Source organism: Nitrospinota bacterium (assembly GCA_027619975.1).
Lineage (GTDB): Bacteria > Nitrospinota > Nitrospinia > Nitrospinales > VA-1 > JADFGI01.
The window spans coordinates 1-10,697 of record JAQCGX010000055.1 but is presented as its reverse complement, the minus strand read 5'-3'; the positions used below and the strand labels follow the sequence as shown (position 1 = coordinate 10,697).

Annotated in this window: 15 protein-coding genes; 3 read left to right on the top strand and 12 right to left on the bottom strand. The window is 47.6% G+C overall.

Going from position 1 to position 10,697, the window contains the following annotated elements:
* Positions 1–153: 153 nt before the first annotated feature.
* The 6 genes from O3C58_13625 to O3C58_13600 form a co-directional block, all read right to left on the bottom strand.
* Positions 154–858: a class I SAM-dependent methyltransferase gene (locus tag O3C58_13625; GenBank protein ID MDA0692892.1), complete on the bottom strand. Its 705-nt coding sequence runs from the start codon at positions 856–858 to the stop codon at positions 154–156.
* A gap of 12 nt (positions 859–870) precedes the next feature.
* Positions 871–1,674, bottom strand: a complete 804-nt coding sequence (locus O3C58_13620; protein MDA0692891.1) for a glycosyltransferase family 4 protein — start codon at positions 1,672–1,674, stop codon at positions 871–873.
* Positions 1,668–2,006: a hypothetical protein gene (locus O3C58_13615; GenBank protein MDA0692890.1), complete on the bottom strand. Its 339-nt coding sequence runs from the start codon at positions 2,004–2,006 to the stop codon at positions 1,668–1,670. The genes O3C58_13620 and O3C58_13615 overlap by 7 nt, the downstream gene beginning before the upstream one ends.
* On the bottom strand, positions 2,003–2,401 hold the full coding sequence (locus O3C58_13610) for a DUF2304 domain-containing protein (GenBank protein MDA0692889.1): 399 nt from the start codon (positions 2,399–2,401) through the stop codon (positions 2,003–2,005). Before O3C58_13610 ends, O3C58_13615 begins: the two co-directional genes overlap by 4 nt.
* A 5-nt stretch (positions 2,402–2,406) precedes the next feature.
* Entirely contained in the window at positions 2,407–3,234 is an 828-nt protein-coding gene (locus tag O3C58_13605) for a glycosyltransferase family 2 protein (protein ID MDA0692888.1), read from the bottom strand.
* Between the two features lie 182 nt (positions 3,235–3,416).
* Positions 3,417–4,454 (bottom strand): LOG family protein, encoded by a 1,038-nt coding sequence (locus tag O3C58_13600; GenBank protein ID MDA0692887.1) that lies wholly within the window; start codon positions 4,452–4,454, stop codon positions 3,417–3,419.
* Between the two features lie 215 nt (positions 4,455–4,669).
* On the opposite strand from O3C58_13600, the gene O3C58_13595 reads away from it, so the two are divergent.
* Genes O3C58_13595 through O3C58_13585 form a run of 3 tightly spaced genes read left to right on the top strand, consistent with a single transcriptional unit; the run spans position 4,670 to position 6,030 of the window.
* The gene (locus tag O3C58_13595; protein MDA0692886.1) at positions 4,670–4,867 is read left to right on the top strand and encodes a hypothetical protein; all 198 of its coding nucleotides are present in this window, start codon (positions 4,670–4,672) and stop codon (positions 4,865–4,867) included.
* Positions 4,868–4,912: 45 nt separating this feature from the next.
* Complete coding sequence (locus O3C58_13590) at positions 4,913–5,320, top strand: heme-binding protein (protein MDA0692885.1); 408 nt, start codon at positions 4,913–4,915, stop codon at positions 5,318–5,320.
* Positions 5,321–5,334: 14 nt separating this feature from the next.
* Complete coding sequence (locus O3C58_13585; protein ID MDA0692884.1) at positions 5,335–6,030, top strand: serine protease; 696 nt, start codon at positions 5,335–5,337, stop codon at positions 6,028–6,030.
* 17 nt (positions 6,031–6,047) lie between these two features.
* On the opposite strand, the gene O3C58_13580 is transcribed toward O3C58_13585, so the two are convergent.
* From O3C58_13580 to O3C58_13555, 6 genes are all read right to left on the bottom strand, one after another.
* On the bottom strand, positions 6,048–6,191 hold the full coding sequence (locus tag O3C58_13580; protein ID MDA0692883.1) for a hypothetical protein: 144 nt from the start codon (positions 6,189–6,191) through the stop codon (positions 6,048–6,050).
* A complete protein-coding gene (locus tag O3C58_13575; GenBank protein MDA0692882.1) occupies positions 6,192–6,983 on the bottom strand; it encodes a carotenoid biosynthesis protein in 792 nt (263 codons plus the stop codon).
* Position 6,984: 1 nt separating this feature from the next.
* Complete coding sequence (locus tag O3C58_13570) at positions 6,985–7,983, bottom strand: NAD-dependent epimerase/dehydratase family protein (GenBank protein ID MDA0692881.1); 999 nt, start codon at positions 7,981–7,983, stop codon at positions 6,985–6,987.
* Positions 7,984–8,051: 68 nt separating this feature from the next.
* Positions 8,052–9,089, bottom strand: a complete 1,038-nt coding sequence (locus tag O3C58_13565; GenBank protein MDA0692880.1) for a peptidylprolyl isomerase — start codon at positions 9,087–9,089, stop codon at positions 8,052–8,054.
* Between the two features lie 125 nt (positions 9,090–9,214).
* The gene (locus tag O3C58_13560) at positions 9,215–9,718 is read right to left on the bottom strand and encodes a hypothetical protein (GenBank protein ID MDA0692879.1); all 504 of its coding nucleotides are present in this window, start codon (positions 9,716–9,718) and stop codon (positions 9,215–9,217) included.
* 368 nt (positions 9,719–10,086) lie between these two features.
* Positions 10,087–10,554: a transposase gene (locus tag O3C58_13555; protein ID MDA0692878.1), complete on the bottom strand. Its 468-nt coding sequence runs from the start codon at positions 10,552–10,554 to the stop codon at positions 10,087–10,089.
* Positions 10,555–10,697: the final 143 nt, after the last annotated feature.

Sequence of the window (10,697 nt, the reverse complement as noted above, 5' to 3'; positions counted from 1 at the left end):
CGACAAATCCTCTCCAGAAAATCCTGAAATCCCCTTGTTGAATTTTCGACCCCGCAAACTGGAGGATGGTCTGCGCGAGTGTTTTCCCCGGGAGGGCTGAAAAGTGGAGTTGTTCCGGGAAACAAAATCTCCCATAGTTTCTTTTAACCGAACTCAAGATGGTGGCGAATTATCGGGATTTTCTCCCACCAAAAGGTACTGGGCCCCCAGAGGACACCATCCCAGCCAGGGTTCCAAAGGAACAAGAAATTTCAGGGATTGCGGGAAAAAAGTGGTGAAGGTGACCTGAAGTTTTGAAATTCCCGCATTCCTGAACTGTCGTTTCATTTTTCCCGGAGAAATCAAAACCGCGTCTTGATCGAAAATGCAATCCTTGACGATTTTTCGAGTGAATGGGTTCAGCGGATTGTGTTCCCAAACGATTATTTTCCCATTTGGAGTGAGCAATTTTCTTAGCTCCTGCAGTATCTTTTGGTGATGTTCCTCTGGAATATGATGAAAGACATTGGAAGCGAAAATGAGGTCATACGTCCTCTGTTTCCATTGTTTCGAATCCATTGCAAAAAAAATATCGGACCCGCTAGTTTGAGTGCGTGCCTCTTTTATCATTTCATTCGAAAGGTCGGTGCCGGCATAGGCGGCCAGGGGGAAAAATTGTTGGACAGGATTGAGCAGAAGCCCGGTCCCACATCCATAATCCAGAAAATTAATAGGGCGGTGGCAGAGGCCGGGGAAAAAGTTTGCCAGCGTCTTTATTTTGGCGGTGGCAAAATAGTTGGTGTCGAAACCCGTGACTTTGAGGGAATCGTCCAGCAGGTCTTTATAATTTTGTGAAAATTGGTCGAATTCTTTTTTCATGATCCGGATCTTTTAGAACGAGCGGTAAAGTTCCATATATTGATCCATAATCCGGTTCCAGGCAAATTTATTGCGGACGGTTTCTTTTAAGTTTGCGCCCAGGCTCCTTCGGACAGATCGGTCGGCAAGTTGCTCCAACGTTTTTCCAAGAGATGTTGGGTTTGCGCTTGTCAAAAATCCTGTTTCTCCATCCGCAATGATTTCCTTGGCGATTCCGACCGGGGTGGCGATGACCGGGACTCCATAAGAGGCGGCTTCCAGAATGGGTTGCGCGAAGTTTTCATAAAGCGAAGGGTAGACGAACACATCGGCGGCCCGGTAATAAAACGGCAGTTCCTCAGGCGGCCTGGGGCCGGTAAAGGTGACGCGGTCCGAGATTCCAAGTTCCTGGCATAAATTCCTTAATTCGTTCAAGTAGCCGGTTTGAGACAGACTGCTGGTTTTTTCTTCCCCGCCGACGATGGTGACTGTAAAAGGAATGGACAGATTTTTTACCGCCTGCAGGATCAATTCCACCCGCCGCACACGAGCGATGCGTCCGACGAACAGGATTTTCAGAGGGGAACTCTCATCCTGTTCATCCGGAGAAAGTATATCGGGAATATCCACTCCCATCGGGATGATGTGCAGTTTTTTTCGGGATATCCCGAATTCCAGAGCATCATCAAACTCCATTTTAGAGGACACCACGATGGCATCGGCCCTTTTGGCGGACGTTTTCAGGGTCAGAAGGTCGTAAACCTGGTAGGGGAAGCGTTGTAAAAAGGTTGGGAGGTATTTTTTATAGCCTAAAAGCGAACCGTGGGTATTTAAAATAAAAGGTTTCTTTTTAAATTGCGAAAAAAAAAACCGCAGTCGGTCTGGAAGTTTCGGTAGTTGTGACTGTGCAGAATGTCGAAATTCTTGAATTGATTAAAAATCCCAAGGGTGACGCAGTACCGCATCAGCCGGAACTGGATGGGAAGCCGTGTGACCGATACATTGCCAATTTTTTCCTGTGCCGGAAGGGTAGGGCTCACATCGCAATAACTGGTTAAAACCGGAGAATAGACGCCTTTAGCTTCCAGACGGCTGGAAATTTGAAAGGCCTGGTTGGCGGGGCCGCAAATATAAGGGAAAAACGTTTCGATGGTGCGTAAAACCTTCAAAGTTGTTTCAGCCTGGGTGGATTTTTTGCAAGGGAGTTTTCAGCGACCAGACTTTCCAGAGTTTTCTTTTCATAGTCGAGAATGCCAAGGTGCTGGGTCAGCGTCCTCACCTGATTGGTCAGGGCGGAAATGCGGATGGAAAAATGCAGACAGATGATCATCAGAAACACCAGCCCGGAGAAAAACAGGGTGGATGTGAACAGGGTGGCTCCCACCAGGTTAGAAACCCACATCAGCAAATCTTCGGAAATGGAAAGAATCAGCATCAGGGTTCCGGTAACGAGCCAGCCCAGCGAGTATTCTTCGTTGAGATGCTTCCTGCGTACCAGCTCAAAAACGTAAGCGAGCAGGAAAATGCAGATAATGATGGCAATGATTCTGATTCGTGGCGGCACTGCTGTTATCCTTTGGGTTTTTGTCTCAACAGGGTGACGATGATCGATAAAAACATTTTGAACACGTAATAAATCGTTTTGTGTCCCGTATGCATCGATTTATTATCGGGACTGGCGTGCATGGTAACAGGAATTTCGCGTATTTTGAATCCGTATCGATGCAACATGATTATGAAATCCGCATCGGGGTAGTCGGGAGGGTAGTACCCACTTGCCACAAAATTAATGGCCTTGCCCTTCAATGCCTGAAAACCCGAGGTCGGGTCGGACACTTTCTGTCCGCAAAATAGAGAAGCCAGGTTCCCGAAGACGAACATTCCCAGATGTCTGAAGATGGTGGTCTTGTAATTGTTTTTTCCCAGAAAGCGGGAACCGATCACCACATCGACATTGTCATTTTGTAATTCCTGCAACATGTCAATGATGTTACGCGGGTCGTGTTGTCCATCGGCATCCATCTGCACGACGGTCGTGTATCCGTTTTTTAAGGCAAAAATAAACCCGGTCTGGAGGGCCACTCCGTATCCCAAATTAAAGGGCAGGGAAATGACTTTGGCTCCATGATCTCTGGAAATTTTTTGGGTGGCATCGCTGGAGCCATCGTTGATCACCAGTACCGGGAGTTCGGGAGCGCATCTTCGGACGCCGTCCAGAACCCTGCCGATATTGTTTCCCTCATTATAGGCAGGGATGACAATCAAGGTGTTGGAGAACCCGATCAGAGAGGGGGTGACGGAAACTGCGGACGCGGGCTCGTCTACTAATAAGGCTTCTACGACCTCTGAGTCCTCAAATGCGGCGTTTGCAAGCTTTTGCTGGTGCAATTTATTCAATCGTATCCGCCTTTTGCGTCAGAAAAAGAGACAAGCAGTCCCTCCTTTAAAAAACATGTCTACAGTTATAGAATCGGATTTTATTGAGCTAAACTTGAATTTAAACGGAAAATAATAGGTGTTTTATCAAACAATATTGAAAAATAAGGGAGAACCAGCATTTTTTTACAGAAAAAAATATGTTATGGCAGGGCGCCGTTGATGGTCTGGATCATCTCATTGAGTCGGCCAAAACTCCTGTGATTGAAATTAAAAACCAGACGCGGTAAATCCGGATATTCCCGATTTTTCAATTCGTCCTCCAGCGGTGGAGTTGCCAGGAATTTTCCGCTATCCAAAATATCTTTAAAATCGCAATTCAGCCGATCGATGAGAGGCTCGGGAATTTCCCTGGTAAACCTGAGTACTGTGAGACCGCGGATATACCTGAGTGAATGATAAATCCGGTAAAAATCGGTGATATATTTAGTGGCTTCTTCAGCCGAACGGGCCACCTGAAACAACTTGCGGTCGTCAGCGGAGATAAAACCTTTTTTTATCAAAACCGAATCGACAAAACCCAGCCAGGTGTTCCAGTAATCGCCTTCCTTCGGTTCCAACAGAACAATGGGGCGGGGCAAGGTTTTCCCGGTTTGAAACAGGGTCAGGTTTTCAAAACCTTCATCCAGAGTTCCGAATCCGCCCGGTAGCAGAACTGTAGCATCGGATTCCTTGATGAAGATCAATTTGCGGGTGAAGAAATATTTGCACTGCATCAACTTGGGATCATTGGCGATATAGGCGTTGGCGCCTTGCTCGAAGGGAAGTTTGATGTTGATTCCAAAACTGTTCCCCTTTCCCGCCCCACGGTTGGCGGCTTCCATGATGCCGCCTCCGGCGCCGGAAATCAGCATGAACCCGAGATTGACAAGTTGTTTCGCAAGCTCCAGAGTGAGTAAATAATTGGGATCGTCCTCTTCGGTTCGGGCAGACCCGAACACCATGACCTTGCGCACGGTCCGGTAGGGATGAAAAACTCGAAACGAGTGCCTGAGTTCCTTGACGGTGGTGTTGACCAGTTTAAAGTCCCCCAAGTCGCCGTGTTCCTGCCCCAGTTTTGTCACCGTGGTGAGAATCTGCCGGAACATTTCCCGGCAATCCTCTGACACGCACGCATCGGCCAGTTGTTCAATCAACTGATCCGCTTTGGTGTCTCCAGTTCTGTAATTATTGTTCGCCATAATGGGTTGCCTGTGTTCATTTTAAATGGGTTTCATTATACACGCCATTTTTTCCGGCCAAGATTTTTCCCTGAAGTCCGCTCTTAACTGGGAAAAAAAGTGAACCGGGGGTGTTACCCTGTCTTTCTTCATTGGGGCAATGCTGGTAGTATCTAGCAGTTAAAATGGTATAGATAACTTGAACCCGGTGTGTTTGAAAAGGATGGGAATTTATTATGGATGCTAAGGTTTTGATCATCGCTATTGGGGCGTTGCTGAGCATCGGAATACTGTCGGTATTTTGGATCGTTATTCCCTGGGTTTGGGATCACGGCATCCCCAACTGGAAAGACCTGCTTATTAATGACGGTCTTATCATCATGGGCATCGGGCTTTTTGTTTATGGGTTCTATATGAATACCAAAATGCATTAAATATTTTAGAAATTACTATAACAGGGAGAAAATATGGGGAACACATTGAATCAAGAAAACCTTTCTGACGAGTGCGCTCGAAATGTTGTCATGGCGGCGATAGAAAAGGCGACGGCAATCGGCGCTAAAATGGATATCGCAGTGGTGGATGCAGGGGCGAATCTGAAGGCGTTCTTCAGAATGGAGGGGGCCTGGCTGGGCAGTATCGATATCGCTATCAAAAAAGCTAAAACCGCTCGTTATTTCGATATGCCCACGGGAGAAATCGGTAAACTGAGTCAACCCGGCGGTTCGCTTTACGGCATTGAGCATTCCAATGGAGGGCTGATTTCTTTTCCCGGTGGTGTTCCTTTGAAAGATAAAGATGGAACTATTGTGGGGGCGATTGGGGTGTCCGGCTCATCGGTGGAAGATGACCATGCAGTGGCGATGGCCGGGGTTCATTTAGCTTGACCGCTTCCATTTGAATGAAAATAATCGGATCGATTTTTCTACTGGGCCTGTTGGTCATGCTCCTGGTAATGAGCACCCCGGTGACCCGCCTGGGCTCCGGGTTTTTGATTGGCGATGGGCGCAATGTCATCACCTATTATGGCCTGGTGAAAGAAGCGGACGGCATTCGTGTCAAATTTCCCAATGAAGATGACATCAATGCAAAATTAGTTTATAAAGACCCCGCTAAAAACCTGGCGATCCTTGAACTGGACGAAGCCCCCAAAGTAAAAAGAGAACCTCTTTCTTTCTCCGAGCCCGGTATCTCCATGCAGGATAATACTGTGTTTACGCTGGGATACCCCTGGACGAACACCCTTGAGGACCGGCACACGTTGATCGAAGGATTCCTGGCAAACAAAGAAGTCAACTTTTCCGACTTGATACCCATTGATCTGGCTCTGGACCCGGTTCACAGCGGCAGCCCGTTGATGAACCGAAAAAGGCAGGTTGTTGGCATGGTTCTCATGGCCCGGCACGCGGCAGATTATTATCCTGCGGAACTGTCTGGAAAATATAATTACGCCATCCCGGTAGCGATTCTGACTCAGGCCATGCAATCACTTCAACCTTTCAAGAATGCAACACCCGTTAAGCGGAACGAAAACGTTTCTATGGATGCGTTTATCGAGGGCGTGAGAAATAATATCGTTTTGATCGAGGCGAGGTAAGAGGGAGAGTGTGGAGTTTACAAAATGAACTCGATATAAACGATCCAGGAAATCATGGAGAGAATCAATACCGTGTAACCCGCATGCACGAAGAGCGTGAAAACGGGATGCTCCCGGCGTTTTTTTGGCGTTTCTTTTTCATCGGTATCGTGCATAACCATTCAGCCCGTCAGCCATTCGGGGTTCTTGATTTTGTAAACCAGCAGGGAAAAAATTCCCAGAAAAATTAAGATTCCGCAGAATCCCAAAAGAAACTCGCCGATATAAAAAGTCACCGCCAGGTTGAATATCAGGACCCAAAAATACAATCCCGGTCCCAACAGCGCCTGATAGGGGATGTCTCTTTTGGGCGGCGGCGGAAGCTTCAGCCATTGATTCAGCAGAGAAAAACTGCCGATGATGGCGGTTCCCACCAAAAACCAGCCGCCGAAATTGGTCAAGGGGATGTTGAAATATTCGCCTTCCTCCTGATAGGTGTAGATTTTTCCCAGAAACCAGCGGTCGCCCAGAAAAGCCACCGGGTCGATGATGACGTCCATCATCATGAATAAAAACGCGCCGGTGAGAATCACGCGGATGGAAAGTTTGACAGGTTGACTGTCCTCGATGCGGATGTCCAGGCCCGAGGTCTTCAGGGAAGACCACAGCAACAGGCTGAACGTGTAGCTGATATAAGACAAAAAGGCATAGGAGAGCGAATCCATGAACGGAACATTGGTGATCCACAGCTCCTGACCACGGGTGGTATCGATGTAGGAGTAAAATCCGTAAGGGAACCCGTTGCGCGTCGAGGAGTATTCCGACAAAAAGGCGATCGAATAGGCGAGGACGGTAAAAATCAGCGACCGGGCCAGACCCATGTTGAGGATCGCAATCGTCAGGTAAAAAGCCAGGAACACAAAAACGTAGGGCCTGAGAAGAACGGTTCCCAAGAGCAGTGAAAGGATTTCCATATCACTTGGCGGAGGAGATTCGGGAATGGTCTTTATACCACTGAACCGCTTCTTCCAGGGCGTTCTCAATGGGGTTTTGCGGCAGGCCGAGCTCGCGCACCGCTTTTGACGAGTCAAAATACATAAAATATTTTGCCATGCGCACCCCGGCCAAAGGAACGGCAGGAGGCGTTCCCGTCAGGTGGTCCGACAGGTTCTCGCAAACCCATCCGGCGGCGAACGCCACCCAGTAGGGCATTTGCACGACAGGGGCCTTGAGTCCGGTGATTTTCTCCAAAGCCAAAAGAATTTCTTTGAGAGACATGTTGCGGTTGCCTAAGATATAGCGTTCGCCGGGGATGCCCTTTTGTTCCGCCAGGATGTGACCACGGGCGCAATCGGTGACATCAATGAGGTTCAACCCCGTATCGAGGTAGGCCGGCATTTTACGGTTCAAAAAATCCACAATGATCTTGCCGGTGGGCGTGGGTTTGATGTCCCTCGGGCCGACGGGGGTGCTGGGATTGACGATCACCACGGGAAGTCCTTTTTGATGGAACTCGCGGGCAACCTGTTCGGCTTGATATTTGGATTGCTTGTAGTCGTTACAGAGTGTGGCCGGGTTGAAGGGAGTTTCCTCGTTGGACGGCTCTTTATTCGGCAAAAGTCCGATACAGCCCACCGTGCTGGTATAAACGGTTTTTCGCAATCCCAGGTCCTTTGCGGCCTGCAGGATATTGCGTGTGCCCTCAACGTTGATATCATGAGACAGCCGCTTGTCTTTATCCCACAAGCTGTAATAGGCCGCAGTGTGGTAAAGGACGTCACATCCCTGCAAGGCTTTATGCAGAGAGGTTTTGTCGCGCAGATCTCCGTAGGCGATCTCCAAATCCAACCCGTCGATGTTTTCCGTATCGGTGTCCTTGCGGACTAATACCCGGACCTTGCGCCCATCTTTTAATAATTCGCGGGCGATGGCCGATCCTAAAAATCCTGTGGCTCCGGTTACGAGAGTTTTCATGATTGCAAGTGCAGGCGGTTTGTCTTTGCAGAGAGACTCATTCAGGAAAAATCAGCAGAGGTGTTAATTTATTTAATAAATCTTTTTATTTTGGCGGTTTTTTTGAAGTCAGTCAGTAGTTCTTCTTTGAGTTTTTCCGTTTCCTGCACCAGCAGTAAATTGAGGATATCGGCTTTGACCTGTTCATAGGGCGCCAGCTCACTGGGTACGATATTGTTGAGCTTGATGATGTGGTAACCAAAGGAACTTTTGATGACGCCGCTGGCCTCTCCCAAAGCCAACCGCTCCATTTCTCCCGCGATCTCCGGAATCGTGGTTTGAGGAAGCAGCGTTCCCAGGCTTCCGCCCTTGTCACTTGTGCCTTCATCCTCCGAAAATTCTTTTGCCAGTTTGCCGAAGTCTTCGCCTTTCTTCAACTTTTGCAGAACGGTATTGATTTTATCACTGGCGCCTTTGTTGATCCCGTCCAGAATCCGTTGAGCCTTCTCTTGCATGGCGGGGTCACCGGCATTGCCCTGTGAGGACGGGTCTAAAGTGCTCACAAAAATGTGGCTGACGTCATACATTTTTGGTTTCATAAAAGTATCTTTATTGTTCTCATAATACTTTTCCGGGGAAAGTTCATCCACTTTAATTTTAGGGACCAGTACCTGACGCAAATACTTTTCCGCCACCAATTGTCGTTCAATTTTTTCCCGCAGTTTCCCGCGTGTCAGGTGTTGCATGGCGAGGGCTCTGTCAAACAATCCGGGGCTTGGAAACTGGCTCTCTATATTTTTAATTTCCTTTAAAATTATTTCTGAAGGAACCTGGACACCCGCCAGTCGCGCTTGTTGGTAGATCAACTCTTCATCAATTTCCTTTTCCAGAATTTTATGTGCGATTTTATCCTGGGATCCGGATTTGATTTCTTTCCCCTGCTGGGAGGACATCAATTCAAACGCGGTCATCTCCCTTTCAAGAAATTCAGAGCTGATATCTGTACCGTTTACCGTTGCAATGACCTTGGGAACGGGCTTGCCGTTTATTTTGAAAGGCTCCTTGGGTGTGTCCGCGGCCAGGGTTGGAGCCTGCAATAGAATTGCCGTGAGTAATGGGAGTGCCATTCTTTGAAAAATCTTCATACGTCTCTTTCGATAAATAGGGGATTGGTATGCCGGGGTGGACACTGAACCGCCCACGCCAGCTCCCATTATAACGGTATCGACTGGCATCGGGGAAAGAAATCAATTCAACCGGCTGGATTTATTGGCGGCAGTGAGTCCCACCATTTTCCCCATTTCCCGGAGCGCACGTTATTTTTGAACAAAGGGTAGGGTTGGTAATAGACCGAATAGGCACCTGACCCTCCCTTTTGCGCTTGCACGTCGATCCATTTTTGAGGGATGAATTCATCCAGATTTTCGATTTGCACGACAGTATCGTCCTTTTTAACGATGATCAGGAAACCTTTGTCCGTTGCATAGTTTTGTTCGCCGAAAAGAGTCATGGTTGTGCTTTCAGGTCCGTACAGGCCCGCCGAATAATATCCGGTTTGAGTGTACAAACTAAATTCTGTGAAATTCTCACGGTTTTTGTTGGCTTTGAATTGAACGAAATCACCGCAATGACCGCAAGCGCCATAAAGGAACGGGTCGTGTTTCCACAAATTGAGTTCCGCCGGGGGCGATGCCGAGGCCAGGGAAGAAAACCCTGTTAATAATATAACGAGTGTCCAATGGATTAATGATTTCATAGCATCACCTCATCAGAATGTGTTTTGCCTAAGAATAAATATTAAAAACCCTAAAAAGGTAATAGCCACTACAAAGCAAAAATAACGGTTTCTCAGGCTCCCGGAGTTTCGGAATTTATGGGTTAGTCGTTTTTATTATATGAATTCTTACATGCAGGAACAATGTCAAAAAAAGGGGGGGGATGGGAGGAGTGGTTGTTAACATCCGGTGAGTCCGCCTTACAAACTACAGGGCGCTTTCAAAATACCTTGCAGGTATTGGGGCACAGGCTGGAAAGCCTGTGCTACCGCTTCCTTTGTTTTTATGTTGGTATTTTTCCTTTTCGAGTTTAGTAGCACAGGCTTTCCAGCCTGTGCAATCTTAAGTCTCAGGAAGGGGGGCCCGGTTCCCAAAGGAAGGAATAATTTTCAGGAGAATCCGAGAGGGTTTTCTTTACAGGATTATTTCTTATATAGTTCCATTTTTCCTTTAATTCAACTTCGTTACGGACGATCCGATCAAAGTACTCATCCTGCCAAAATTTTCCTGTGCTGTACCGGCCTTTGTTGATCTCACGGGCCGAATAACCCTTTATGCTTTTAAGAACTTTACCCAAAGCAATTTCTTTTCCAAGGCGGTCATGGTACAGCCTGATTAAGAGATGTACATGGTCCGGCATGACCACCGATGCCCAGATCCAATACCTTTTTGAATGAAAGTGCTTTATGGCATCTAAAACGATGCATTGCTCTTTTGTGGTGAGCTCACCGTGATAGACCCGGAAGGTAACGAAATAAATACTTCCGGGCAGATGCCAGTGGGGAAGATTGCGATGGGTGGAGTGGAAGTCGACCATTTTAAACTTTTGGTGGAAAAGGAGCACAGGCTGGAAAGCCTGTGCCACTAACAATATTGAATGTACAGTTGCGTGAATGGCGGTACAGCCAGGCATTTTACAGGGTGTTGTGGCTCATAAAATTCATAACATGAAATAATCTT